Annotated in this window: 21 protein-coding genes and 1 pseudogene; 9 read left to right on the forward strand and 13 right to left on the reverse strand. The window is 70.7% G+C overall.

The window, feature by feature from the left end; all coding sequences use genetic code 11:
- Positions 1-167: 167 nt before the first annotated feature.
- From OG823_RS01615 to OG823_RS01625, 3 genes are all read right to left on the reverse strand, one after another.
- Complete coding sequence (locus tag OG823_RS01615) at positions 168-377, reverse strand: hypothetical protein (RefSeq protein WP_371476771.1); 210 nt, start codon at positions 375-377, stop codon at positions 168-170.
- Positions 378-572: 195 nt separating this feature from the next.
- The gene (sigJ, locus tag OG823_RS01620) at positions 573-1,466 is read right to left on the reverse strand and encodes an RNA polymerase sigma factor SigJ (RefSeq protein WP_371476772.1); all 894 of its coding nucleotides are present in this window, start codon (positions 1,464-1,466) and stop codon (positions 573-575) included.
- Positions 1,463-2,665, reverse strand: coding sequence for an NAD(P)/FAD-dependent oxidoreductase (locus OG823_RS01625; protein WP_371476773.1), 1,203 nt, complete (start codon positions 2,663-2,665; stop codon positions 1,463-1,465). Before OG823_RS01625 ends, sigJ begins: the two co-directional genes overlap by 4 nt.
- 245 nt (positions 2,666-2,910) lie before the next feature.
- Here OG823_RS01625 and gcvH point away from each other — a divergent pair, with 245 nt between their 5' ends.
- Positions 2,911-3,306, forward strand: a complete 396-nt coding sequence (gene gcvH, locus OG823_RS01630; RefSeq protein WP_371476774.1) for a glycine cleavage system protein GcvH — start codon at positions 2,911-2,913, stop codon at positions 3,304-3,306.
- Positions 3,307-3,463: 157 nt separating this feature from the next.
- Here gcvH and OG823_RS01635 read toward each other — a convergent pair whose 3' ends face one another.
- From OG823_RS01635 to OG823_RS01645, 3 genes are all read right to left on the reverse strand, one after another.
- The gene (locus OG823_RS01635; protein ID WP_371476776.1) at positions 3,464-3,898 is read right to left on the reverse strand and encodes a VOC family protein; all 435 of its coding nucleotides are present in this window, start codon (positions 3,896-3,898) and stop codon (positions 3,464-3,466) included.
- Between the two features lie 168 nt (positions 3,899-4,066).
- A complete protein-coding gene (locus OG823_RS01640; RefSeq protein ID WP_371476778.1) occupies positions 4,067-5,614 on the reverse strand; it encodes a ricin-type beta-trefoil lectin domain protein in 1,548 nt (515 codons plus the stop codon).
- Between the two features lie 435 nt (positions 5,615-6,049).
- Positions 6,050-8,449 carry a ricin-type beta-trefoil lectin domain protein gene (locus OG823_RS01645; RefSeq protein WP_371476780.1) on the reverse strand — a complete coding sequence of 800 codons (2,400 nt, stop codon included), beginning with the start codon at positions 8,447-8,449 and terminating at the stop codon, positions 6,050-6,052.
- Positions 8,450-9,192: 743 nt separating this feature from the next.
- Between OG823_RS01645 and OG823_RS01650 the strand changes: the two genes are divergently transcribed.
- On the forward strand, positions 9,193-11,805 hold the full coding sequence (locus OG823_RS01650) for a lectin (protein ID WP_371476781.1): 2,613 nt from the start codon (positions 9,193-9,195) through the stop codon (positions 11,803-11,805).
- Positions 11,806-11,911: 106 nt separating this feature from the next.
- Positions 11,912-13,372, forward strand: coding sequence for a glycoside hydrolase family 76 protein (locus OG823_RS01655; RefSeq protein ID WP_371476782.1), 1,461 nt, complete (start codon positions 11,912-11,914; stop codon positions 13,370-13,372).
- A 311-nt stretch (positions 13,373-13,683) separates the two neighbouring features.
- Here the strand turns inward: OG823_RS01655 and OG823_RS01660 are convergent.
- Together OG823_RS01660 and OG823_RS01665 are read right to left on the reverse strand one after the other, a co-directional pair.
- Positions 13,684-13,866 (reverse strand): annotated as a pseudogene (locus tag OG823_RS01660) (transposase domain-containing protein); the annotation flags it as partial.
- Positions 13,867-13,990: 124 nt separating this feature from the next.
- A complete protein-coding gene (locus tag OG823_RS01665) occupies positions 13,991-14,515 on the reverse strand; it encodes a PadR family transcriptional regulator (protein ID WP_371476783.1) in 525 nt (174 codons plus the stop codon).
- 96 nt (positions 14,516-14,611) lie between these two features.
- Between OG823_RS01665 and OG823_RS01670 the strand changes: the two genes are divergently transcribed.
- Positions 14,612-15,166, forward strand: coding sequence for a hypothetical protein (locus OG823_RS01670; RefSeq protein ID WP_371476785.1), 555 nt, complete (start codon positions 14,612-14,614; stop codon positions 15,164-15,166).
- Between the two features lie 418 nt (positions 15,167-15,584).
- Here OG823_RS01670 and OG823_RS01675 read toward each other — a convergent pair whose 3' ends face one another.
- Entirely contained in the window at positions 15,585-16,958 is a 1,374-nt protein-coding gene (locus OG823_RS01675) for a helix-turn-helix domain-containing protein (protein WP_371476787.1), read from the reverse strand.
- Positions 16,959-17,362: 404 nt separating this feature from the next.
- A complete protein-coding gene (locus OG823_RS01680; protein WP_371476789.1) occupies positions 17,363-17,734 on the reverse strand; it encodes a VOC family protein in 372 nt (123 codons plus the stop codon).
- Positions 17,735-18,148: 414 nt separating this feature from the next.
- On the opposite strand from OG823_RS01680, the gene OG823_RS01685 reads away from it, so the two are divergent.
- Together OG823_RS01685 and OG823_RS01690 are read left to right on the forward strand one after the other, a co-directional pair.
- Positions 18,149-18,757: a hypothetical protein gene (locus tag OG823_RS01685; RefSeq protein WP_371476790.1), complete on the forward strand. Its 609-nt coding sequence runs from the start codon at positions 18,149-18,151 to the stop codon at positions 18,755-18,757.
- A 202-nt stretch (positions 18,758-18,959) separates the two neighbouring features.
- Positions 18,960-19,091, forward strand: coding sequence for a hypothetical protein (locus tag OG823_RS01690; RefSeq protein WP_371476792.1), 132 nt, complete (start codon positions 18,960-18,962; stop codon positions 19,089-19,091).
- A 145-nt stretch (positions 19,092-19,236) separates the two neighbouring features.
- Here the strand turns inward: OG823_RS01690 and OG823_RS01695 are convergent, their stop codons facing one another.
- On the reverse strand, positions 19,237-19,599 hold the full coding sequence (locus OG823_RS01695; protein ID WP_371476793.1) for a hypothetical protein: 363 nt from the start codon (positions 19,597-19,599) through the stop codon (positions 19,237-19,239).
- A 503-nt stretch (positions 19,600-20,102) separates the two neighbouring features.
- Here OG823_RS01695 and OG823_RS01700 point away from each other — a divergent pair.
- Positions 20,103-20,477, forward strand: a complete 375-nt coding sequence (locus OG823_RS01700; RefSeq protein WP_371476794.1) for a hypothetical protein — start codon at positions 20,103-20,105, stop codon at positions 20,475-20,477.
- A gap of 276 nt (positions 20,478-20,753) precedes the next feature.
- On the opposite strand, the gene OG823_RS01705 is transcribed toward OG823_RS01700, so the two are convergent.
- A complete protein-coding gene (locus OG823_RS01705; RefSeq protein ID WP_371476796.1) occupies positions 20,754-21,152 on the reverse strand; it encodes a VOC family protein in 399 nt (132 codons plus the stop codon).
- 343 nt (positions 21,153-21,495) lie between these two features.
- Positions 21,496-22,020, reverse strand: a complete 525-nt coding sequence (locus OG823_RS01710; protein ID WP_371476798.1) for a DUF4328 domain-containing protein — start codon at positions 22,018-22,020, stop codon at positions 21,496-21,498.
- A gap of 541 nt (positions 22,021-22,561) precedes the next feature.
- Here OG823_RS01710 and OG823_RS01715 point away from each other — a divergent pair.
- Positions 22,562-23,776, forward strand: coding sequence for an IS110 family transposase (locus tag OG823_RS01715; protein WP_371476799.1), 1,215 nt, complete (start codon positions 22,562-22,564; stop codon positions 23,774-23,776).
- A gap of 407 nt (positions 23,777-24,183) precedes the next feature.
- Entirely contained in the window at positions 24,184-25,383 is a 1,200-nt protein-coding gene (locus OG823_RS01720) for a 4-hydroxybenzoate 3-monooxygenase (RefSeq protein ID WP_371476801.1), read from the forward strand.
- The last annotated feature ends 40 nt before the right edge of the window (positions 25,384-25,423 follow it).

The following is a 25,423-nucleotide window of genomic DNA, read 5'->3' on the forward strand; positions in this document are numbered from 1 at the left end:
GCAGGCGCCCCGCGTACGCCTGCCCGCCGCGGGAACCGCCAATCGCCGACCGGAGCCGGACCGACGAGTCGGCGCGCGGGTGGAACGCCCCCGGCGTCACCCCCAGGACGGGCGTCGTCTCGTGGGCGTCGTCGGCATCGGCGGGTCGACCGCGGTGCGGGGGGCGGTCAGTGCGGCCGGTCGAGCTGGATCCGGATGGACGGGGAGAGTGCGGCGGCGATGTCGTCCAGGGGCACGGTCGCCAGGGGGCCGATCGCGAGCACGTAGCGTGCGACGGCCGCGCCGAGGAGTCGGCCGGCGGCGAGGTCACCGCGACCGCGAGCCCGCGCAGCGCCGAGCGTGTGCGCGCCCACGGCGCAGACCACGTCGTCGACCACACCGCCACCCCGGTCGACAAGGCCGCCGTGGGCGCGTTCGACGTCGTGGTCAAGCTCGTACCGACCTCCCCAAGGCACCGACACGCTGGCCGCCCTCACCGCCGACGGCGGCGTGTTCGTGACCGCCACCACCGCGCCCGCCACCGAGCCGGGCCGCGACACATGTCGCCGACGATCCCGTACTCACCGGGCTCCTCACCGGCTGATCCGACGCGGCACCGCCAGCGCGACGAGCTTGTCCGGGTTGCGGACGGCGTAGATGCTGGTGATCTTCCCGTCGAGGATCTCGGCCAGGAAGACGCCTTCCGGGCGGTCGCCACCGTGGACCACCATCGCGGGCATGTTGTTGCAGTTGACCACCTCGATCCGCGGGTTCACCAGCCGCCCCCTGCGGAAGATGCTCATGAGGACGGCGGCCACCTTCTCCGCCCCCACCACCGGCCGACGCGCCGCGGTGGTCCTTCCGCCGCTGTCCGCGGTCCAGCAGGCGTCCGGTGCGAGCAGCGAGAGCAGCCCTTCCAGGTCACCGGTTGCCGCCGCGGTCATGAACTGCCGGGTGATGCGCGCGGTCCTCGCCGCGTCGACGGGCTCGAAGCGCCTACGCCGCGCCCGCACGTGCTCGCGGGCGCGGTGCGCCACCTGGCGCACCGTCACCACGGACTTGCCCACCGCCAGGGCGACGTCGTCGTAGTCGAAGCCGAACACCTCGCGCAGCACGAACACCGCACGCTCGTCGGGGGTGAGTGTTTCGAGCAGCACGAGCATCGCCATCGACACGGACTCGGCGAGCACCATGTCGGCCGACGCGTCGTTGTCGTCGAGCAGCAGCGGTTCGGGCAGCCACGGGCCGACGTAGTCCTCGCGACGGCGCGCACTCGCCCGCAGTGCGTTGAGCGCCTGCCGGGTCACCAGCTGGGCCAGGTACGACTTGGTGTCCCGCACCGTCGCGAGGTCGACGTCGGCCCACCGTAGGTAGCTGTCCTGCAGCACGTCGTCGGATTCGGTCGCCGAGCCGAGCATCTCGTAGACGATCGTGAACAGCAGCGGCCGCAGCAGGGTGAACCGCTCGGCGTGCTCGTCGGTGCTCACGGGGAGGTGACCTCCTGCGAAGCGGGGGTCGGCCCCTCGGGACGCGGTCCGCCCTGGGGCCAGCTCATGGAACCCGGCTTGCGGGCCTCCCCGCGGATCCTCTTCGACACGACGAACCTACAGGTCAGCTCCTTGATCGCCGCACCCGTGCGGCCGCCGATGTAGACGCCCACCGCGGTGTCGTCCTTGCGGGCCGGCTGTCGGACGGCGGCGCGTCGGCCGAGGCTGACGCACGCCCCCGCGAAGGCCAGGTCGATCACCGCCGGTTCGGTTCCCGCGATGCGGCTCAGCACGGTGTCGGCCGCCAGGGCCCCGAGCGGCCCGGCTGCGTAGCTGCTCATCCGCAGCGGTCGGCCCGACGGTGCGGCGGCGTCGCCGGCTGCGAGGATGCGGTCGTCGTCGACGCTGGTCAGCGTCTCGTCGGTGAGCAGCCGGCCGAGCGTGTCGGTGCGCAGCCCGCTCGCCGCCGCCAGCTCCGGCACGCCGAAGCCCGCCGCCCAGACCGTCAGTGCGCTCGGAAGCACCGCACCCTCGGCGGAACCGTCGGCGAGGACGACCGAATCCGGCCGGACCTCGGTCACCACGCCGGCATCGAGCACGGCGACCCCGTGCCGGGCCAGCCACTTGGCGACATATCGGCGCCCCGGAGCGCTCAGGGAGGGTGCCAGCGTCCGGCCGCACAGCAGCGTGACGGAGCGTCCCTGCTCGGCCAGCTCGGCGGCCGTCTCGATGCCGGTCAAGCCGCCGCCGACCACGACGACCGGAGCACCGGCGGGCAACTCCTCCAGCCTGGCGCGCAGCCGCAGCGCGGACTCGAATTCAGCGATGGGAAGGGCGAACTCGACCGCGCCGGGCACCGAGGACGGTGTCGCCGCGGTGCTGCCGACCGCGTAGATGACGTAGTCGTAGTCCAGGGTGCGGCCAGACGCCAGCCGCACGGTGCGGGAGGCGGCGTCGATGCGCGTGGCGCTGTCGACGACCAGCCGGACGCCCTCGCCGAGCAGCGTGTCGTAGTCGATCGTGGCGTCGCCGGTACCGGCCACGAACTGGTGCAGCCGGATGCGTTCGACGAACTTCGAACGGGGATTGACCAGAGTGATGTCGACGTCGGCGTTCATCCGCAGACGGTTGGTCGCGAGCGTTCCGGCGTAGCCACCGCCGATGACCACGACCTTGCTGGGGTTGCTGTGTTGAGTCATGCCCTCAAGACACCGCCGGCCATGAAGACGTGACACCAGGTGACGTGACGCACGTCACTCCGGCCGGCCGGGCTAGGACGGCAGCACGGACGGCAGCACGATGGCGAGCAGCCGCACCCTGCCCGACACCGACCCGCCCCGTTCGAGTGAGCATCCACGCCGGGCCGCCCGGTTCGTAGCAGGCTTCTCGCCGGCGCCCTGTCTGTTGTCGGGCGCCGCAACGGCGATTCCCGTGGAGGGCCGGTATGACGAACATCCCGAGTGACCGCAGGTACAGCAAGGACCACGAGTGGGTTCTTTCCCTGGGCAGGAACGAGGCGCGGATCGGCATCACCGACCACGCACAGCGACAGCTCGGGGACATCGTGTTCGTCGAGCAGCCGAGGGTAGGGGATCGATTCGATGCCGCCGAGCCCTTCGGCAGCGTGGAGTCGGTCAAGGCGGTCTCCGAGATCTTCATGCCGGTCGGCGGCACCGTCTCGACGATCAACGACACCCTCGGCGACGATCCGGAGACCCTCAACACCGATCCCTACGGGGACGGCTGGATCGTGCAGGTCGGCCTCACCGACTCGAAGGAGCTCGACGAACTGCTGAGCGCGGAACAGTACGAGGACTACATCGGCGAGAAGGCCCGGTAGCACAGGCGCCCCTCGCCCCCCACAGACCGTCCGTACGGCGCCTGATCAGCGGACCGTCGGCCTCCGGCCCGACGAGCCGCGCCGCGCCGTCCTGACGCAAAGGGGCGCGTCCTCGCCCTCGCCCCCGGGGACGGGGCGAGGACGCCTTCGCCGGCCCTCAGTCGACACAGAACTCGTTGCCCTCGATGTCCTGCATCGGGATGCACGACTCGTTGACGTCATCGGCAAACAGCGTTCGCACGTGCACCGCGCCGAGCGAGACCAGTCGTGCGCACTCGGCCTCGAGTGTGGCGAGGCGCTCCTCGCCCACGAGTCCGGTGCCGACCCGCACGTCAAGATGCAGCCGGTTCTTGGCGGCCTTTCCTTCGGGGACGCGCTGGAAATACAGGCGCGGGCCCACACCTGACGGGTCGCCGCAGGCGAACCATGCGTCCTGCTGCTCCGGTGGCAGCGAGTGCTTGAAGTCGTCCCAGGTGGCAAACCCCTCCGGTGGCGGCGGCACGACGTACCCCAACACCTCGCACCAGAAACGGGCGAGGCGCTCAGGTTCTGCGCAGTCGAAGGTGACTTGGAACTTCTTGACAGACATCATCGGGCCACCCTATTGACGTGTGCTGCTCAGCGACAGCCCGGGGTGCCGTCGCCGCGCGGCCCGTGCCCACGCGTGCCATGAGTGGCCGCCTCACGCTCGCCGCACCACAACCGACGGGACGGGCCAGGCCCAGCCAACGGCACTGTGGCTGGGCCTGCGGGGCACCGCTCACGCGCCGGGCACCGTCCACCGCTGGTTGGTGCCGGCGTGGCAGTCCCAGATCTCCAACTGGATGCCGTTGGAGGCGCTGCTGTTGGGTACATCGAGGCAGCGCCCCGAGGCCGGGTTCACCAGGCTGTTGTCCGGGCCCACCTGCCAGACCTGGTTGGCGCCGCCGGTGCAGTCCCAGACCTCGACAGGAGTGCCGTTGGCGGTGCCGGCACCGGTGACGTCCAGGCACATGCCGACGCCCTGGACGACACCGTCACGGGTGACCCACTGCTGGGCCACCGAGCCGTTGCAGTCCCACAGCTGGGCCTTGGTGCCGTTGACGTTCGTGCCGCCGCTGACGTCCAGGCACTTGCCTGCCGCACCCGCGTTCACCGGGCCGACCCCGGGGTGTCCCCACTGCTGGGCCGCCGTGGCGTTGCAGGTCCACAACTGCGCCGGGGTGCCGTCCGTGGTGGAGCCGTTCGGGTCGTCCAGGCACTTGCCGGAGACCAGGTTGCGGTAGGAGCCCTGGTACGCCTGCCACACCTGCGCGCCCGTGCCGTTGCAGGTGGCGAGCTGCGCCTTGGTGCCGTCGGCCGTACCGCCGCCGGCCGCGTTCAGGCACTTGCCCAGCGCGCGCAATGAGCCGTCGGAGTACGCCGTCCACGTCTGCGCCGAGCCGTGGTTGCAGCCCCACAACTGCACGGCCGTGCCGTCGGTGGAACTGCTCCCGTTCACATCGAGGCACTTGCCGGCCGCACCGGCCAGCACCTCGCCGCTCGCGCCGGGCGTGGCCGCTCCCAGCGACGCGGCCGGGGTGATCCACCCTGCCGCGTCCGCCGCCTGGATGCCCTTGTTCCAGGCGGTGGCCATCTTCTGGTAGCCGACGTCGCCGGGGTGGATACCGTCGGGGCCGATGTCCGCGGCGGTGACGGCACTCATGTCGACGAACTCGACGTGCTTGCCCTGGGCCTGCTTGCTCTGGACCATGTCGGGAATCGCCGCGTTGTACGCGGGTGTCAGTGACACCAGCGAGGGGAGCGTGGCGCCCGGGAGGTTGGCGACCATCACCGACACGCCGGGGTCGGCGGTCAGGATCTGGTCGACCAGAGCGCTGAGCCGGGCCGGTGCGTTGGACACGTCGTGGTTCTGTATCAGGTCGCTCGTGCCGACGATCAACGTCACCACGTTCGGCCTGTACCTGGTGAGCGACGCGTTCGCCAGGCCGGCCACCGCGTCGATGCGGTATCCGGGATGGCCCTCGTTGTCCGGGTCGGCCATGGTGCCCTCCCGGACCGAGCCGACGAAGTCCAGTTGGTGGCCCTCTCCGGTCAACTCGTCCCACAGTGGACCCCGGTAGCCGTTCCCGGTGCTGCTGTGGGAGCCGTAGGTGAAGGAGGCGCCGACCGGCAGCAGCCGCACGGCGGCGGCGGACGCGGCCGAGGCCGCCGTGGCCCGGACGGTCGCCGGCCCGGCGGTGGCACCGGCAGCCTGCGACGCACTCGTCCAGGCGCCGCCGACCGCCGTCACCAGGGCCAGGACGGCAACCGCAACTGACTTCTTCATGAACGGACCTCACCTCTCGGGATCGGATCTGACATCAACTCGGCGCCCGATAGTGATCGGTGTCGCCGTACGGTGGCGCTTCCGGTGGGCCTGTCGCCTGTCGGTCAGGAGACACGCCGGACCTGGTTCGGTCCTCCGTTGCTGCTCACTGGTCCGCTGGCCGGCGCCGCCGTTCGCGGGCCACTGCACGATCTCGGGATCCGGACACACCGCCCGGCCCGGTTCCGCGAGCGCGTTGCGCCGCCCATCCGTTGCCGGTGGAGCTCCGTCGGCCCTCGGTGACGGAGGCGCCCGGAGGGATGAGGCGCACCTGGGTGTTGCTGCCGGCGGCCCGGCGGTCCACCCGCCCCCCCGGGGGGGGCGGGTGGACCGGCGGCCGGTACCGGCCGGCTGCCCGGCGACCGGCGACCGGCGACCCGCGACCCGCGGAGAGCGTCACGTGGTGGGCAGCGTCCACCTCTGGTTGTTGCCGGTGTTGCAGTCCCAGATCTCCAGCTGGGTGCCGTCGGTGGTGCTGGCGTTGGGGATGTCGAGGCAGCGGCCGGACTGCGGGTTGACCAGGGCTCCGGTCGACGCGGTGTAGGTCCACCTCTGGTTGTTGCCGCCGTTGCAGTACCACAGCTCGACGAGGGTGCCGTTGGCGGCGCCGCCGTTGCCGGTGACCTCCACGCACTTGCCGAGGAGCTGGAGGGTGCCGTCGGACGCGACGGTGACCTGCTGGGCGCTGGAGTTGTTGCAGGTCCAGATCTGGATCTTGTTGCCGTTGGTGGTGGAGCCGGTGTTGTCGTCCAGGCACTTGCCGCCGTTGGCCGACACGACCGGCCCGGTGCCGCCCGGGGTGCCGCCGGTGCCGCCACCGGTGCCGGGGGTGATGTTGAGGTTGTCGAACTGGTCGGTGCGGTAGCCCTGGATGCCCAGGCCGGCCTGCCCGCTGGAGAAGGAGCCGTCGGTGACGGAGCCGAACTGGTTGCCGTCGAGCTTAGCGCTGATCGTGGCGCCCTGGAAGGTGAAGGACAGGTTGTGCCAGCTGCCGGTGCCGAGCGCGGTGGTGGTGCCGGTGGCCAGGGTGTGGTTGGAGCCGTCGGTGTACATCTTCTCGATCCACCACTGGCCGGTGTCACGGATGCGCAGGTAGTACGCGTTCATGTGCGACTGCGGGCGCTGCTGGGCGTTGGCCCGGCCGATCAGCTCGGTGGTGCCCGCGCTCTGCAGGAGCACGTCCGCGCTGACGGTGTAGTTCGACCAGGTGGTGTCGCCGATCAGCGAGTAGCTGTCGGAGTCGTCCTGCCACTCGATCGGCTTGACCGGCGCCATCTGCTGCACGCACTGACCGGAGCGGCCGGTGCAGGGCTGGACCTCGAAGGATCCCTGCATGTCGGACAGGTACTTCGCCTCCGTGCCGTTGCCGTAGCTGTCGAAGGTGTCGGAGTACGGCAGCGCGAGAGCGTGCGCGGCCGGCGGTGTCGCGGTGCCCTTGCCGCCGCCGGCGACCGTGGTGACGGTGTAGACGTATCCGGGCTGCAGGGTCAGCGAGTACGCGCCGTTGCTCGGCGTGACGTCCTGGGTGTGGACGAAGGACGTCGACGCGCTCGGCGAGTTCACGTTGGTGGCCCAGACGTGCACGGTGCCGGTCGACAGGCCGCCCTTGACGGCGAAGTTCACCGTCTGCGACGAGCCGGACGTGGTGGTCTCCAGGATCGTCGAGTAGTCCGAGGACGTGTTCGACCTGACGGTGACGTACGTGCCGTTGGACTCGGCGCCGCCGAGGTAGCCGGAGGACGAGTCGATGAACTTCCATCCCGGCTTGGTGAACTGGGTGACCTGCGCGGTGGCCCAGGTGCTCGCGCCGATCGAGTAGTTGCCCGACCAGGGTGAGCCGGCGGTCGCCAGACCGACGGTGTTGTAGGGAAGGTTGGGGTAGATCGCGGCAATCAGCGGCCAGTTGAAGTAGCTGGTCATCTTCGCGTCGACGTAGCCCCGGGTGATGGCCCGGATCAGCGCCGGGGCGCCGGTGTTCATGTCCTGCGAACCGTTCTCGCTGTCCCAGAGCGGCTTGCCGTTGTTCTTCGCGGCGGTGCTGCTGGAGCAGGAGTTGGCGTTCCCGCCGTCACCGCCCTCGCAGGAGTAGTGCGCGCCGATGATCGCGACCGCGTCGTTGAACGCCTGGTTCTTCGCCATGTCGTCGGCGACGCCCCAGCCGCTGTCGTCGGCCACCAGCTTGACGCCGGAGTAGCCGGCGCTGTTCAGCGCCGAGCGCAGTTGCACGAACCAGTTGGCGTCGTGGCCGCGCTCGTTCCAGCCGCCGAGGTAGCTGATCGTCAGGCCGTGCTGCTTGGCACAGCCCAGCCAGGAGATGAGGTAGTTGATCGTGTCGGTGGACCAGAAGCCACCGTTGATCCAGCCGGGCGCGGCCCACGCCAGCCCGTACAGGCCGATGTCGGGGTTACGGGCCTTGGCCTGCTCGGCGAGCCAGAACTCGTAACCCGCGTTGCAGTTGACCACGCCGCGGGAGTGCTCGACGGAGGGCTCGGAGCCGTCGGTGGAGTTGGCGTCGCCACCGATCTCCAGCTTCAGCAGTTGCAGGTTCGCGCCGTACCCGGGCTTGAACAGGTAGTCCAGGATCTGCGTCTGCTGGGCCGCCGGATAGTCGGTCAGCAAGCGGGAGTTGCCGCCACCGCCGCTGATCGCGCCGATCCCGTCGAACGTCCGCCCGCCCTGCGTGCCGTCCACGGTGACGGACGTGGTGGCCGCCTGCGCGGGAACAGTGCTGACCGCGAGCACAGCCGCCAGGAGCGTGAGCACCCACAGTGGTGCGAGTCTCCATAGTCGTGACATGAGTGACATCCTTTACCGGAGGACTGCCGCACAGCGTTCAATCGTGTGCGACTACTGACCAAAAGCCACAGCAACAGGACGTGAACAAACACCCCGTGCTGATCCGCCTGCAGGGGACGGAAGGTGAGCCACGCCGCCGGGCCCCGGGGTGACTGCCCCAGGTGGAGCGGATCAGACAACGTTGTCATATCGGAGCGGCATGCGGGCAGCAGACACGGAACTCCCTCACTACCCGATCCATGCGTGAGGTGCACCGTCAACCGAGGAAAGCGCTCTCCGAAGCTAGCCCGCGATGACGGTCGCGTCAATGGCCTGTCCGGGGGAGAGTGGCCCCTGACGCTAGCCAGCAATCATGGTCGCGTCAATGGTCTGGACAACTGACCGGACCGCTCGTCGTTCCGCGCCGACCGCGGCTGCGCGCCCCCAGGGTCGGCAGGGGGGCGCGCCGGCGTCCTCCACCCCCGGCCCCCAGTGCCTCCAGCGTCCGTCAGAGCCTGCCTGACCTGCAGTCAAGAGGCTGACGGTCGGCGCACTGCGCGCGCCGCCCCGACGCCCGGAACTGAGAGGGTCACACCCCTCGCATGCACCACCACGTTCAAACACCCATCCTCCGAGGCCCGTTGGATTTTGTGCACTATTTCGGCCCAGAGTGTTGACAGGACTTCCGGAGCTGCCCTTTGCTGTGCGGGACTCACCCCCCACCGGCGCCGCAACAGCCGTGCCGTCCACATCGGGAGCCACATATGAAGCGATGGCATATCCCACTGGCGAGCTGCCTCCTCCTTCTCGGACTCGCCGCCCCCACCGCCGCCGCGCACGCCGCCGCGCCGGCCGTGGTGTCCGACCCCGCCTCCCTGGTCAATCCGCTGCTGGGAACGTCCAACGGCGGCAACACCTTCCCCGGCGCCGACGCCCCGTTCGGCATGGTGTCCTGGAGCCCTGACACATCGTCCCGTCCGCCCGGCGGTGACTATGCCTATTCTGACAACGTTGTCACCGGGTTCAGCCTCAACCACGTCTCCGGACCGGGCTGCGGGGCGATGGGTGACATCCCCGTCCTGCCGACGCTCGGGGGCGTCGACGGCGGCGCCACCCAGACGTTCAGCCACGGCAACGAGTCGGCGAGCGCGGGCTCGTACTCGGTGACCCTGGGCAACGGCGTGAAGACCGAACTCACCGCCACGGCCCGCTCCGGCATGGCGCGCTTCACCTTCCCCGCCAGCACACAGGCCAACCTGCTGTTCAAGCTGAGCGCGGACAAGGCCACCAACCTGCACTTCAACCGGGTCAGCAGCACCGAGGTCAGCGGGTCGGTCGACGCCGGCCTGTTCTGCGCCTCGGCGCCCTCCTACACCGCCTACTTCGACATGGTCTTCGACCAGCCGATGACCGGGAACGGGACCTTCAACGGCGGTGACTCGATCACCTTCAACACCACCGGCAACCAGGTGGTGCAGGCCAAGGTCGGCCTGTCCTACGTCTCGATCGCCGGCGCCGCCGCCAACCGCGCCGCCGAGAACGGCGGTTGGGACTTCAACGGCACCCGCACCGCCGCGCACAACGCGTGGAACTCCGTACTCGGCCGCATCGCGGTAGCCGGTGGCACGTCGGACCAGCAGAAGGTGTTCTACACCTCGCTCTACCACTCACTGCTGCACCCGAACCTGCTCAGTGACTCCGACGGCCGATACTGGGGCTTCGACCGCCAGGTGCACACCGTCTCGGGCGGCCAGAAGGCCCAGTACGGCACGTACTCCGGCTGGGACATCTACCGCACCCAGGCGCAGCTGGAAGCACTGGTCGCACCTCAACAGGCCAGTGACAGCGCGCAGTCGCTGGTCAACGACTACGCCCAGGCCGGCTTCTTCCCCAAGTGGTCGCTCAACTCGGCCGAGACGCAGGTGATGAACGGCGACCCGGGGCCGGCGATCGTCGCGGACTACTACGCCTTCGGTGCCCGGAACTTCGACACCGCCGCGGCCAAGGCCGACATGGTCCAGCAGGGCACCACGTCCAACCCGATCCGGATGGGCCTGGATCTGCAGACCAAGTACGGCTACCTGCCCTCCGACGGGTCCTACCCCAAGGATTTCTACGGTTCGGCCGCCACCCTGCTGGAATACAGCGCCCAGGACTTCGCCACCTCCGCGTTCGCCAAGTCGCTCGGTGACACCACGACTTCCTCGCAGTTCGCCAACCGGGCGCAGGACTGGAAGAACATCTTCAACCCCAGTAGCGGCTTCATCCAGCCCAAGCAGGCGAACGGCTCCTGGAAGGGCGGCTTCAACCCGACCAGCAGTGACCAGTTCGTGGAGGGCACGTCCTGGCAGTACACCGGCGCGGTGCCGCACAACATCCGCGGCCTGGCCGACGCCATGGGCGGCAACAGCAAGTACGTGGCCTACCTCGACAGTGTGCTGTCGGACTTCCACGGTTCCGGCGGCTCGCACGCCGACCTCGGCAACGAGCCCTCCATCGAGCTGCCCTGGGAGTACGACTACGTCGGGCAGCCCTGGAAGACCCAGAAGCTGGTCCGCCAGGTCCAGGACCAGCTGTGGCCGAACAACCCGGCCAACTGGGGTGTCGGCAACGACGACCTGGGCACGATGAGCGCCTGGTACGTCTTCTCGGCCATGGGCTTCTACCCCGAGACCCCCGGCACCGCCGACCTCGCCCTGGGGAGCCCGCTGTTCACCTCCGTCGACGTGACCCTCGGCGGCGGCGGTCACATCGTCGTCAACGCCCCGGCCGCCGCCGACAACGCCCCCTACGTCCAGAGCGCCACGCTCAACGGTGCCACCTGGAACAACGCCTACCTGCCGGCGTCCTTTGCCACCGGTGGCGGCACCCTCGACCTGGTCCTCGGCACCAGCGCCAACACCGGCTGGGCCACCGCCGCGTCGGCCGCCCCGCCGTCCTACAACGGCGACGGGGGCAGCAAGCCGCCGGGCCCGCCGGTGGGCTCCACCGGTCCTGTCACCTCCGACAACGGGGGGAAGTGCCTGGACGACAACACGGGTTCGACCACCAACGGCAACAAGGTCCAGATCTGGACGTGCAACAACTCCACCGCCCAGCAGGTCACCAAGGGCGCCGACAGCACGCTCCAGATGGTGGGCAAGTGCGTGGAGGTCACCGGCAACGGCGGCGCCGCCAACGGCACCCTCGTCGAGCTGTGGGACTGCAACGGCGGCAACAACCAGAAGTGGACCTACAACTCCGGCACCAAGGCCCTGGTCAACCCGCAGTCCGGCCGCTGCCTCGACATCCCCAACGCCAGCACCACCGACGGCACCCAACTGGAGATCTGGGACTGCAACGGCGGCAACAACCAGCGCTGGAACCTCCCCTCCTGACCGCTGCGTCACCCCGCCTGACCGCGGCTCCTCCCCGCCTCCGTACGGGGGCCTCCCCGACTCGGGAGGCCCCCGCGCGGACCCCCCACGAGAGGTGGAACCAACGATGAACACATCCACGCCGAAGAGCTGGGCGGCACGGGCGGTGGTCGCCCTGCTCGGCCTGTTACTGCTGGTCCCGAACACCGTCGGCGCGCAGGCCGCGTCGTCCCCGGCCGCCGACAGCGTCGCGGTCCTGATGAAGTCGTACGACGCGAACAACGGCCGGATCGACTCCAACGGCTGGTGGACCGCCGCGGTGTCGCTGAGCGCGGTGATGACGTACGAGCAGACCACCGGCGACCGGAGTTACGACTACGCGATCTCCGGCGCGTTCGCCAAGAACGGCAACTTCACCAACGAGTACATCGACGACACCGGCTGGTGGGCCCTGGTGTGGCTCCAGGCCTACGACATCACCGGCAACACCGACTACCTGAACATGGCCAAGACCACCACCAACTACATGCACAACTACTGGGACGGCACGTGCGGAGGCGGCGTCTACTGGAGCACCGCCAAGCAGTACAAGGCCTCCATCGCCAACGAACTCTTCCTCGCCGCCACGGCCGGGCTGCACAACCGCATCGCGGGCGACACCACCTACGGCGGCTGGGCCACCTCCGAGTGGAACTGGTTCAGGAACTCGGGCCTCATCAAGGGGAACCTGGTCCAGGACGGGCTCAACGTGCCCAACTGCACCTTCAGCACGGCGAACTACTCCTACAACCAGGGCGTGATCCTGCAGGGGCTCGCCGAGCAGTCCCGCGCCACCGGCGACACCTCGCTGCTCACCACGGCGAAGACCATCGCCACCGCGGCCGTCGCGCGCTTCAACCGCAACGGCGTGCTCTACGACGGCTGCGAGCCCAACTGCAGCGGCGACGGTTCGGCGTTCAAGGGCATCTTCGCCCGTTACCTCCGGGCCCTGGCCACCGCCACCGGGAGCACCGAGTACGACTCGTTCCTCACCACCACGGCCAACTCGATCGTGGCCAACGACACCAACAGCTCCGGCCAGCAGGGCAACTCGTTCGTCGGCCCGTTCGCCCTGTGGACCCCCACCACCCAGGCAAGCGCCGCCGAGGCCCTGGTCGCCGGACTCGGCGGGTCCGGCAGCACGCCGCCCCCGCCCAGCACCACGGGCGTCCTGCGAGGGCAGGAGTCCTCGCGGTGCGTGGACGTCCCCAATGCCACCCGGACCAACGGCACACAGGTCGCGCTGTGGGACTGCAACGGCGGCGGCAACCAGTCCTGGACGTCGGACGCCTCCGGGCGCCTGGCCGTCTACGGCGGCGGCAAGTGCCTGGACGTCCGCTCGGCCGGAACGGCCGACGGCACCCCGGTGCAGATCTACGACTGCAACGGCACCGGCGCCCAGCAGTGGAGCCTGCGCACGGACGGCACCGTCGTCAACACCGGTTCCGGGAAGTGCCTGGACGTCACCGGCCACGGCACCGCCGACAACACCCTCCTGGAGATCTGGACCTGCAACGGCGGCACCAACCAGAAGTGGAGCAGGACGTAAAAAAGGCGCCGCTGGGCCTCTGCGCCCAGCGCTGCGACCGAGGACACCCTCCGGCGAGCACTGCCCCGCTCGCCGGGGGGCCACACTGCTCCGACCAGCGCGGCACGGACCGCCGAGTCGACGACGGTACCTTCACTCCGCGTTCGCCGCCGTGTCGGGCAGGTCGAAGGTGGTGCCGTCGACGGTGACCAGCCGCAGGCCCGGTACCAGGCGCCGGCGGCCTCCTTGGTGGCCACCGGCCGCCGGACCCGGGCGAACACCGCCCTCAGCGGCTCCGGCCCCAGCCGTCGTCGGACCCGGCCGATCGCCGCCGTCGGCGCAACCCGCCGCGTCCCCCGGCCGCCGGCACCCCGGTCCAGGCCGTGCGCGAGCAACCGCACGAACTCCTCGTAGCCCCGCCCGCGGAACAGGAACATCGCCGGGGCGAAGTACACGACGCCCCTCGCCGGCAACAGCCTCTGACGCTTCTCGGCCCGACCGCGCTCCGCCACCACCTCATCGACCAACTCCGCGGGTCAGCACCCCGGGCGCGATCCGATCCGAGAACCGCTCACCCACCGACGACTTCACCTGTCCTGCTCTCGGCACGATCAACCCGACGACCGAAACTCACCGAAGTCACCGGTCTTGGTCCTCGATCTGCCCTGCCGCCCACTCGGCCCAGTCGCGGCGCATGGCGTTGAAGCGCAGTCCGTATTCCAGGGCGATCCGGCCGTACACGGACAGATCGTCCTCGTCCCAGCCGACGGACTCCTCGACGGTGCGCAGCCGGTCGTGGCCCTCGGCGGAGATGTCGGCCAGCCACTGCAGGTACTCCCGGGCCTGTTCCGGGGTGAGGACCCCGAGGAAGAAGACCCGTAGCAGGAGGTCGCTGCGGGTCTGCCGGACCGGTGTGGTCCCGGTGAGCCAGTGCCGCAGGTCGGCCAGCCCCGCGTCGGTGATCGTGTACTCCTTGCGGCCGCGCGGGCCTTGGGCCGCGACCGTGATCAGCCCGGCGTCGGCCAGCTTGGCCAGCTCGGTGTAGACCTGGCTCTGGGTCGCCGGCCAGGCGTTGGCGAGTGAGGTCTCGAACAGCTTCAGCAGGTCGTATCCGCTGGCGGGGCGGTCCGAGAGGAGTCCCAGCAGTGCGTGTCGAAGGCTCATGCCCCCACTCTACCTTCCTATATTGACATGTCATGTATGACCTTCTAGTTTTGACATGTCAGATCAGCGGAACCAGCACCATCGGGGGAACACCACATGACCTACGTCCTCACCTTCCTACCCTGGATCGTCTACGCCGTCCTGCCGTCGGCGCACTGGCAGTGGGCCGCGCTCGCGGGCCTGGTCGTGGCGGTCGGAGTGATCGTCAGGCAGCGAGCCGCCGGCTACCGCCCGGACGCGCTGATCATCGAGTGCGGCTCGGCCGTCTTCTTCGCCGCTCTGGCGGCCTTGGCCTTCGCCGACCCCGACTCCTCCCTGCACCCCTACTCCGGGGCGCTGTCCTCCGGTGTGCTCGCCCTGATCGCGGGAGTCTCACTGGCGATCAGGCGGCCGTTCACTCTCGGCATCGCCAAGCAGTCCACGCCGCCACAGATCTGGGACCATCCGGTGTTCGTCCGCACCAACACCGTCGTCACCGCGCTCTGGACGCTCGCCTTCGCCGTGACCGCCGCCGTCCTGGCCGTCCTGGCGCACGCCGGACAGGGCCACTCCACCGCTGCCACCCTCGTCCAGATCGCCGGCTTCGTCGCGCCGATGCTGTTCACCAAGCGCTACGTCGCCGCGGTCCAGGCACGAAGCGTCCCCCAGTAGCCGTCCGAACTCCCCGAGCATCCCACCGGGCCGGCACGGCCGGGGACGGTCGGCGCCGGGCGGAGCCGCAGCGGTGCGCAGCCGGGAGACGGGCGACGCCACCGGGAGGACGTGCGGGCCCTCACCCTCTCGGGCGGGCCCCGCACACGTGGCGCAGCACCTTCACGAAGTGCCCCGTCCGGGAGCCGTCCCGGACGGGGCACAGCGCTGTCCGGGGTGTCCGGTGGCAGGCTGGACCGGCTGTCTGACCGGCTGGTCCGGCTGGTCCGGCTGTCTGACCGCCTGGAGCTGGCGGTGGCCTCGGCCGGGCTCACGATGGTGACCTGATGGATCTCCAGCTCCACGTCGACCACGCGGGTGCTCCGCCGACCGGGCGGCCTCACCGGTTCACCATTCCGTCCAGCCCTCATCTCGGCTGCTACCGGCTCGGACTGCTGGTGAGAGGGGTCCAGCCGTGCTCCCCGTACCAGTAGTGCGGCAGACCCCCGATGCCGCTGGTGCGGAAGGGGAGGCCGTGGTCGTCGATGCGCTCGGTGCCGGTACGGCCCACCGAGGACCAGTCGAGTTCCAGATACCAGCGGCAGTCGCAGCCGGTGGTCCGGGCGTCGACCGTCAGCACCTCGGGATCCTGCGAGGACACCCGGTAGGGTATGTTCACCGCCGGGACACTCGTACCGTTCTCACTGCCCTGGACCGGGCGGGCGATCGGTCGGTCCATGTCCAGATCTACCGCGAACGAGCGAGGAGCCTCGTCACCACCGCAGCCCTGGCCCGTGGAATAGACGATGCCCGTCATCGGGGCGGCCCGTCCCACGACGCGGACCCGCAGCGCCTCCAGGACGACGGCCGCCTCCGTCCGCCCCTGCACGGAGATGCCCACGAGTGTCTGGCCGCCGTGCACCGCGCCCTGGGTGCGCGCCCACGGAGCGGCGATCAGCGGGACCGGGGGCGGCGGCACCTGCTGAGGCGACTTGTCGACGACGTAGTCGTGAAGGCACTGGAGCTCCCAGAGCTGGGAGTTCGCGGTCCAGGCTAGGGGTGGGAGGGCGGGGACGGCCTCGGCGGAGGAGCTCATGGACGGGCTCGACGGCCGGTCGCCCGCCGCGGGTGCGGAGGGTTCCGGCGAGCCCGTCCGTGAGCCCGCCGTCCTCGCGGCCGTCGTACCGGACGCGTGGTCGTCGCCGGTGTCCGAGGAGCGCCCGAACGGAATGGCGGACAGGCTGCCCAGGGCGGCGATCAGCGCGGTCACGACAGTCGCGGTGACCGCGACGCGGGGCCTGTAGCAGGGCTTTCGCGAGGCGGGGCGCGGGGCTGCGTCGCGGTCGCGCGACGAGCCGGAGAGACTTTCCGCAGCGACCCCCCGGGGAGCGGGCAAAGGAGCGGGGGCAGCCGCAGGCACGGAGTCGGCGGCCGTCGTGCGAACGGAGTCGGCGGACACCACGGAACCGAGCTCGGCCGCGCCGTCGGCGAGGGGAGCCTCGCTGCCGGCGGAGCGGGCTCCGGCGCCTTCCGGCACGGACTCGGTCGCCGCCCGGGAGCGTTGACGTACCGCCACCGCCAGGACCCACCGCCGGTGCAGCTCGATCCGTTCGGCCGGACCGGCCCCGCACATCGCGGCGAACCGTTCCACGGGTGCGAAGCCGAGCGGTACGGCGTCCCCTGCACAGTACCGGTGCAACGTCGAGGCGTTCATGTCCAGGCGGCGCGCGAGCGCCGCGTAACTACGGTCCGTGCGGCCCTTCAGACGCCGCAGCAGCGCCGCGAACTCCTCCACCTCGTCCTGGGACGACACCCATTCCCCCTGCCTCGCGTCCCAGGACGGCGTCCCGGGCACTCCCCCAATGCTGTTCCAGGCGGCGCCGCCTGGCCGGCTGGTGGTCCATCACCTCGATCAGCTCGGCCACGCTGACCCGGACGTGCAGCGGGGCAGAGTGCGACTCCAGGACGACCAGCCATGCGCCCCCGCCGAGCCGGTACACCCGCCTGCGGTACGGTGCGCGGCTCGACAGCAGGCTCGGCACGTGCGACCCCGCCAGGTTCTCCGCCAGTTCGCCCCCACCCCTACCCGGCGACCCGCGGTTCCAGGCGGGGAGGTCCGCGGGCGTCGCCCGCCGGGTGAGATCGCCGCGACCAGGTACCGAACCGCGCCCTGTTCGATCTCTGACCTGGGCCGGCGCCGTCAGGAGGCTCGAAACCTCAGCCTCGGCAGATGCAGAAGGGGTGACCAGCCGGATCGGTGAGAACCCGTGCCTTGGCAGCCTCATGAGGCTGGTGGCCCGGCTTGCCCGCTCCCAGCTCCAACAGCCGCGCCTCGGCCTCGTCCAGATCCACCACGTCGAAGCACAGGTGCAGCTGCTGGGGAACGGTCTGGTCGGGCCAGCGCGGAGCCCGGTAGTCATCGACCCGCTGGAACCCGATGAAGAGTCCGTCCTCACGGTTGAGGCCCGCGAAGTCGGCGTCCGACTTCGGGTGGGGCTCCAAGCCGGTGGCTTGCTGATAGAACGCAGCCAGCGCCGGCGGATCAGGGCAGTCGAGTGTTATCGCAACCAACTTCATCTGCAGGGACATCGCGCCTCCGGGACGGCCAGGGGACTTCCGCAATGAACACCCTAACCTCAAGGGCCGGCGCCTACTTCGTCCTTGTGATGGGCCCGTTCTGGGTCGGGGCCACGAAGAAGTCGCGCGGTTGCTCACCCGGCCCCGCCCGGGTTCCCGACGGGCGAGAACGCGGCGGGCGAAGACGTGAAGGGGAGGCCGTGAAGGGGAGGCCGTCCGCCGTGGGCGGTGCGCCGCCCACGCACGCCGGCCCCGGGGCTCGCCGGCCGGTGGCGGCCCCCACTCTCCCCGGCCGCCGCTGTCCCAGGGCAACCAAATTCCTGTTCGGCGCCGGGAGGGCCGTGTGATGCTGAGCCCGGAGGTGGAGCGATGGGCGACGGGGGAGAACGGGTTCGGCCGGTCGGCCGACTTCCGGCGTGGGGCGCCATGATGCTGGTACCGGCCGTGCTCATCTGCGAGGTCGGGTTCCAGCTCTGGCCGTGGGGCGGTGCCGGGGCGGGCTGGGGATGGTCGCTGGCGGATCTCGGAACTGCCGCTGCCGGAGCCGCTCTGGCCTGGGGCCTGGACCGTGGACCGCTTCGCGGCAGGACCGGCACCGAGGCACGCCGGGCGGCCGCCGCGACCGCCGCGACCGTCCTGTGTCTGACGGTCGCGCTGTCGGCCACGGGCGACGCGGTCCACGAGTGGCAGGCGGTACACATCCCGACGGTGCCGGTCACCGCGACCCTGGACGGGTGCTACGAGTTCACCCGGGGCGACACGGGAAACACCACCGTGGATCGCTGCCGGTACCACTGGTCGTACCAGGGCCTCCCCCGGCAGGAGGAACGTGACGCCGCGAAACCCTACCCGGACGGCCACGCCGTGACAGCCCGGATGGACCCGACCTCCGGAAACCTGGTCGCGACCGGCCTGGGAACCTTGGTCTTCCGCCTGGTGATCTCGGGCTTCCTGTCGTTGGCCTTCCTGGGCTCGGCGACCATGATGATCGTTTGTCTGCCGGAATGGCTGCGCCGCATACGATCCGGGCCGTGAGCAGCCTCGGGCCGCCTGGCCCGCTGGGCCCTGCCCGCACCCGGCTGCGGCCCCGCCACCCTCGATCGAGGGCGGCGCGCGCACAGCGGATGCCGGCGCCCGACGTGTTGCCGGAGAGTCGTGGACGCTCAGCGACCGCAGGTCACGGGCCCGCTGAGTCGTCGTCGGCTTCTACCGGCGGACGCCGGTCCCCGTCGTCCAGTTGGTCCGGCCCGACCGGGACCACCGCTGGCCCTCGGACGAGCAGGCCGGTCCGGGCTTCCGCGCCCAGCCCGACCTGCGGCTTCCGGTCGACGAGCACCCGAAGGGTGTCTGGACCGAGGAAGCCGCCTGACAGCGAAGCCGTGGCGCCGATGCCCTCCCGGGGTACCTCCTGGTCCGGGGTAGCTCCACGTTCCGGCGGTCACGGCCGTCCAGCTGTGTGTCGTAGGGGCAGGACACCCGGATCACCGGGCGCCGAGCCCAGACCGTCGACCCGGTCAGCGGTGCCGTCCGGCGAGCAGTTCGTCCAGCGGTACCAGGGCGCCGCCGTCGGTACGCCGCCACAGTTGGACGCCGTCGGACGGGCGCAGCTGGTTGGTGTTCTCCCAGCCGGTGATGATCAGTTCCGCGAGGCGCAGGGCGTTGACGCGGTTACGGCCGAGGGTGGCGCTGGCTGGGTCGGGGTGGGGCCGGCCGTGGCCGTCGTCGGCGTGGAGGTACCAGCGCTCGTAGGGGCTGTAGCGGCCCTTGTCGTCCGGCGGGCTGAGGTGTTTGGACAGGTGCCAGGTGCGGCCTTCATGGACGGTGGTGGCGTTCCCGGTGGTGTGGCCGGTCCAGGTGAGGCAGGACTTCCAGGGCACTGCAGGTCTCCTTCGGAGAGGCTGTCCCGCTGCCGGCCGGGACGGCACGCGAGCAGTGCACCGGGTGGGGAGCGGGGTGGAACGGGTAATGGTGTCAGATGCACGGGTGGCAGGTGCACCGGCGGACCGGCCCTGGCCGGCAGGGCGTCTTCGCCGTGGTGGGGTGGGCCGAAGGCCGGGCCGTGTCGGTCTTCGCGACCGGCGAGGCGGCGGCCGGGATCCAGGCTCGTGACGGCCGCGCGAACGCACCTGCCCGGCGCTCTCCCCGCACTTCGTACCCGCACCGGCCTGCCCACCGATGGCGACGGCCCGGACGCCCGTCTCCGCGAGCCGCTCCGGCACCCCGGAAGACGAAGCCCGGCGTCCCAGCGACCGACGCGACCGACGCGACCGACGCGACCGACGCGACCGACGCGACCGACGCGACCGACGCACCAGCGGATAATGGCCGGTGCCGCTGTCGGTTGCGCTGCGGCACCGATCGACGGAGAGGCTAGGAACGGATGCCCCTGAAGGAAGGCCAGCGCGTCAGTCTGGCGGAGGACCTGGGGATCGGCGAGGCGGTCGCCGGGGAGCCCGGGGCCGCCGTCGGGTTCCTGTCCCTGTGCGCCGGGATCGAGGGCACGGTCGAGCGAGTGGACGGGGAACTTCCGGAGAGCGGGGAGGTCCGTGAGTACCAGCGGCTCAAAGCGCTGTTCGAGGACTACGGGCACACCATGCCGGCGGAGAGCCGGAAGCGGCTGGAGGCGGAGATCGCCGTGCTGGAGCCGCAGTGGGCCGCGCATCGGGAGCGGGGGAACCGGCTGACGGTGCGGGTGCGATGGGACAACGGCTTCGTCCTCGACGGGGCGCACGAGGACGTCCTCATCCTCCTGTGAAGCGAGGGCGTCCTCCTGCGACAGCGGCGGATCTGCCCGCCGAGCGCCCGGCCGAGCGCTCGACATCGTGCGGCAGGTGAGCGAGCCGCTCACCTGACCGCGCCACCCAAGCGGCGAAGCACGGTGGAGATGTCGACCCGAAGGCACCACCGCGGGCACCCCTCGGCGGTCAGCGGGGCCTTGTGGTGTGCCCGTCTTCGAGCCCTCATGCTGCTCGGACGCCCTCCGCAGGAGCCGTGGGATCCACGGGCTCCCGCGCGGGCGACGGTGCCCGGGTCAACGGGCGAACTTCTCGATGGCGGCCGGGGTGACCGGGGTGAAGAAGTTGACGAGGTTGCCGTCAGGGTCACGGAGGAGCATCGACCGGTTGCCCCAGGGCATCGTGGTCGGCTCGGTGACGAAGTCGCCGACGAAGCCGGCGAGGTTCGCGTGGACGAGGTCGACGTCGTCGACGAGGAACTCGATGATCACGCTGTGGTTGTCCGCCGGGCGGCTGGAACCCGGGGCGAACAGAGCGACGGTGCGGGTGCTCGCGACGGCGAGGGTGGCGCTGGGGGTCCTGAGTTCGGCGAAGTCCTCGGTGGCCCGGATCGCCGAGACCCCGGTGGCCTTCTCGTAGAACTCGACGAGGCGCGCGACGTCGTCGGTGATGATGCGGATCGAAACGAAGTCCATGGTGTTCTCCCAGGTCGGTGGAGCCGTTGCACTCCGCAGACTAGGAGGGATAGAGGACAGAATCGGTCCGGTATTCGGGTGCGGTTCCGAACCTGCCCCGCCCCACCGCGCGCGTGCCGACCCTCCCGGCGCTGCCGCAGTCGGGCGGCATCACCGCGGGCACCGGCCGGGCGCCCGGGTACCGGCGCCGGCCCTCCGCCCGGGTACCGGCGCCGGCCCTCCGCCCGGGTACCGCCGGCAGCCTCCGCTCGCGCTCGGCGCCGACGGCGGCGCAGCGAGGAGAAGAACATCCCCTGCGGGCCCCTCGCGGGCCGCCCGATCACGCCCGGCCCGGAGTGGTGCGCTACGAGGGCCTCCAGGTCCTCGTAGCGCTCTCGCCGGTGGTCGCGTCGGCCGTGGCGTCCTGGGTGGCGGTGACCTGTCGGATCATCAGGATCGCCAGAGCCGATGCCACGATGTCGACCAGGACGATGGGGGGCGCGTTGATGTCGCCGCTCAGGTCGACCACCATGTAGGCCGTCACCCCGACGGATTTGGCGAGCCATGCGGCCCACCAGGCGTTGATCACCCAGTCACCGCCGGTCGCGCCGCCGGCGCGCCGGATGTCCAGCGCGATCCGCCGTGGCGCCCACCACATCACCACCGGTACGAACCACATGCCGACCGTGCTGTTCACCGCGTACCGGTGTTTGCCGGGCGCGAGCACCTCGGCGTTGAGCCGGCACCGACGGAACCAGCAGAGGAACATCACGACGATGCTCAGGAACAGCGGAATCGTGATCCGGGCGGTCGCGGCAAAGACCGCCGGACTGATCCCGTCAGCCGTTCCCAGGATCACGTGCACGATGATCAGCAGCTCCGTGGCCACGGCCAGTGGTCGGGGATCAGCGAGCCTTCCCCGGTGTGCGACGGGGAGTGGACTCGAACGTGTCGCCCCGCCGAGGGGTGCTGATGTCACGGGCGGACTCCCGCTTCGGTCATGCCTGCGGTGCTGGTCACCGCAGAGATCGCCTGGAGAATAGGGGGATCATGAAGGGCGTGTCCAAACACTGCCTATCCCCTGCTCCCGGCTCTCCGGCAGCGGGCCCGGCTCGTGACCGGCTCGTGACCGGATTCCGCGGAAGCCGATCCGTCCGACCACATTCCCCCCGTTATGTTTTTCGCGGTCCTGCAAGAGGGCCACTGGCCTCCGGGCCCGGCATGACTGTGTCCCCCTGTCGAACAGATGACCTGGGGGGTGGTGTCACCGGGCCCGGGAGGTGCCGTCGGAGACGCTGATGAGAGGTCCGGCCACCGTCCGGTCCGGCGCAACGCCGGACAGTCCGCGGGCGGCAGGTCTGCATAACGTGGATGCGCGCGCACGACACCCACGCCGAGGCCAGCTGGTTCAACTCGCCTGGAGGGGCGCGATGTTCGATACGGAAGACGTGGGCGTGTTCCTCGGCCTGGACGTCGGCAAGAGTACTCATCACGGTCATGGGCTCACCCCGGCCGGGAAGAAGGTCTTCGACAAGCAGCTGCCCAACAGCGAGCCGAAGCTGCGAGCCGTTTTCGACAAGCTGACCGCGAAGTTCGGCACCGTCCTGGTGATCGTGGACCAGCCCGCCTCGATCGGCGCCCTGCCACTGACCGTCGCGCGAGACGCGGGATGCAAAGTCGCCTACCTGCCCGGCCTCGCCATGCGCCGGATCGCCGACCTCTACCCCGGCGAGGCCAAGACCGACGCCAAGGACGCCGCCGTGATCGCGGACGCCGGCCGCACCCTGCCGCACACCCTGCGTTCGCTGGAACTCACCGACGAGATCACCGCCGAACTCACCGTCCTGACCGGCTTCGACCAGGACCTCGCCGCCGAGGCCACCCGCACCTCCAACCGGATACGCGGCCTGCTCACCCAGTTCCACCCCAGCCTGGAGCGCGTCCTTGGCCCCCGCCTCGACCACCAGGCCGTCACCTGGCTTCTTGAACGCCACGGCTCCCCGGCCGCCCTGCGCAGAGCCGGCCGCCGCAGACTCATCGAACTCATCCGGCCCAAGGCCCCGCGCATGGCCCAGCGGCTGATCAACGACGTCTTCGACGCGTTGGACGAGCAGACCGTCGTCGTCCCGGGCACCGGCACCCTCGACACCGTCGTGCCCTCCCTGGCCCGCTCACTCGCGGCCGTCCAGGAACAGCGCCGGGCCCTGGAAGCCCAGATCAACACCCTACTGGAGGCCCACCCTCTTCACCCGGTCCTGACCTCGATGCCCGGCGTCGGCGTCAGGACCGCCGCCGTCCTGCTGGTCACCGTCGGCGACGGCACCAGCTTCCCCACCGCCGCCCACCTCGCCTCCTACGCCGGCCTCGCCCCCACCACGAAGTCGTCAGGCACCTCGATCCACGGAGAACACGCACCCCGAGGAGGAAACCGGCAGCTCAAACGCGCCATGTTCCTCTCAGCCTTCGCCTGCATGAATGCCGACCCCGCCTCCCGCACCTACTACGACAAGCAACGAGCCCGCGGCAAAACCCACACCCAGGCCCTCCTCCGCCTCGCCCGCCAACGCATCAGCGTCCTGTTCGCCATGCTCCGCGACGGCACCCTCTACGAGTCCCGAACCCCAGCCGTCGCCCTCGCCGCATGACCACCCCAAACAACACCAAATCCGGCACCACGTCCTTGACGAAGGACATAGAGGCACCCCCCGGGCGGAGATCTCGACCGACCGGTCCGGACGCCGATCTCAACGGCGGACCGGGTTGGGCCGGCCCGGCCGCGAGACACGGCAGCAGAACGCCGGGTTCCCGCTTGTCTTCCACCGCTTCCCCGATGTCCTGACCCTCCCTCAACCCGACGGCCTGGCCTCGGCGCAGCAGCCCGATCCCGCACGCCCGCGGCGCACCGCGGGCCGGGACTCGGGCCCCGGCCGACACGCCGTGCCGCGCGACGACCGCTCCGGTTACTCTCCGGACGCATACACCTGATAGGAAGTCGGAGAAGAAGTCCGTACGGGGGTGCGGCTCGGTGACACCGGGCCGTGAGGGGGGGAACATGACGGACCGTCTGTCCGAGGAGACCAGGGGCGTTCTGATCGTCGGCGCGGGGCCGGCCGGCCTGGTGCTGGGCAACCTGCTGCTCGCCGCAGGCGTCGACTGCGTGATCGTGGAGCGGCAGAGCCGCGCCCACGTCGAGCAGCGTGCCCGCGCGGGCTTCCTGGCCGCCAACACCGTCCGGATCCTCACCGACGCCGGCCTGGCCGACGGCCTGCTCAAGGACGGTCGGCAGCACGACACCTGCGCCTTCCGCACCGAATCCGGTGAGTTCGAGCTGGCGTACGGCGACCGGGGTCGGGGCGAGGCGCACACCGTGTACCCGCAGCAGCACCTCGTCCGGGACCTGGTCGCCGAGTTCCTCGCACGCGGTGGAGACCTGCGCTTCGGGACGGCCGCCGTCGAGATCGCCGGCCTCGCCTCGGACCGGGCATCCGTCACGGTCCGCACGCCGGACGGCGGGTCGCACCGGCTGCACGGCGCTTTCGTCGCCGGCTGCGACGGCCGGCACGGCACCGCCCGGGCCACCGTCCCGGCCACGGCCGCCCGGCGCCACGTACGCGACCACGGCGTCTCCTGGCTCGCCCTGTTGGCCGCCGCGCCGCAGAGCATGGCCGCCGTCGCGTACGCCGTCCACCGGGACGGCTTCGCCGGGCACATGGCGCGCACGCCCGACGTCACCCGGTACTACCTCCAGGTCGATCCCGGTGACGACCCGGACGCGTGGACCGACCGGCGCGTCTGGGAGGCCCTGGACCGGCGGATGCGCACCGACGTGCACGGACCGCTGCACCGGGGCGAGATCCTGGAGCGGCGGGTCCTCGCCATGCGCTCGGACGTGCTGGACCCGATCCAGTACGGCCGGCTGTTCCTGGTCGGCGACGCCGCCAGCCTGATCAGCCCCTCCGCCGCCAAGGGCGCCAACCTGGCCGTCATGGAGGCCGAGACGCTCGCCCGGGCCCTCGCCGCCCGGCTGCACGGCGACGACGAGAGACTCCTCGCCCGCTACTCCGCCGACTGCCTGCCCCGGATCTGGCGCGCCCAGGAGTTCTCGCACTGGATGATCGGCCTGCTGCACGGGCCGACCGGGGACGGCGACGAGGCGGCCTTCCTGCGGGCGCTGCAGCACGCGCGGCTGGAGAGTCTGCGGACCTCCCGCCGCCACCAGGACCACTTCGCCGACAACTACGTCGGCATCTGATCGGGCCCGCCCCCGGCGACCGGTGCCGGGCGGCCCGCAC

Origin of the sequence: Kitasatospora sp. NBC_00315, from assembly GCF_041435095.1 — a bacterium.
Taxonomy (GTDB): domain Bacteria; phylum Actinomycetota; class Actinomycetes; order Streptomycetales; family Streptomycetaceae; genus Kitasatospora.

Bases quoted from the DNA above. Each gene is read 5' to 3' on its own strand.
- OG823_RS01625 (WP_371476773.1), bottom strand. From the start codon at position 2,665: ATGACTCAACACAGCAACCCCAGCAAGGTCGTGGTCATCGGCGGTGGC.
- gcvH (WP_371476774.1), top strand. From the start codon at position 2,911: ATGACGAACATCCCGAGTGACCGCAGGTACAGCAAGGACCACGAGTGG.
- OG823_RS01635 (WP_371476776.1), bottom strand. From the start codon at position 3,898: ATGATGTCTGTCAAGAAGTTCCAAGTCACCTTCGACTGCGCAGAACCT.
- OG823_RS01640 (WP_371476778.1), bottom strand. From the start codon at position 5,614: ATGAAGAAGTCAGTTGCGGTTGCCGTCCTGGCCCTGGTGACGGCGGTC.
- OG823_RS01645 (WP_371476780.1), bottom strand. From the start codon at position 8,449: ATGTCACGACTATGGAGACTCGCACCACTGTGGGTGCTCACGCTCCTG.
- OG823_RS01650 (WP_371476781.1), top strand. From the start codon at position 9,193: ATGAAGCGATGGCATATCCCACTGGCGAGCTGCCTCCTCCTTCTCGGA.
- OG823_RS01655 (WP_371476782.1), top strand. From the start codon at position 11,912: ATGAACACATCCACGCCGAAGAGCTGGGCGGCACGGGCGGTGGTCGCC.
- OG823_RS01665 (WP_371476783.1), bottom strand. From the start codon at position 14,515: ATGAGCCTTCGACACGCACTGCTGGGACTCCTCTCGGACCGCCCCGCC.
- OG823_RS01670 (WP_371476785.1), top strand. From the start codon at position 14,612: ATGACCTACGTCCTCACCTTCCTACCCTGGATCGTCTACGCCGTCCTG.
- OG823_RS01680 (WP_371476789.1), bottom strand. From the start codon at position 17,734: ATGTCCCTGCAGATGAAGTTGGTTGCGATAACACTCGACTGCCCTGAT.
- OG823_RS01685 (WP_371476790.1), top strand. From the start codon at position 18,149: ATGATGCTGGTACCGGCCGTGCTCATCTGCGAGGTCGGGTTCCAGCTC.
- OG823_RS01700 (WP_371476794.1), top strand. From the start codon at position 20,103: ATGCCCCTGAAGGAAGGCCAGCGCGTCAGTCTGGCGGAGGACCTGGGG.
- OG823_RS01705 (WP_371476796.1), bottom strand. From the start codon at position 21,152: ATGGACTTCGTTTCGATCCGCATCATCACCGACGACGTCGCGCGCCTC.
- OG823_RS01715 (WP_371476799.1), top strand. From the start codon at position 22,562: ATGTTCGATACGGAAGACGTGGGCGTGTTCCTCGGCCTGGACGTCGGC.
- OG823_RS01720 (WP_371476801.1), top strand. From the start codon at position 24,184: ATGACGGACCGTCTGTCCGAGGAGACCAGGGGCGTTCTGATCGTCGGC.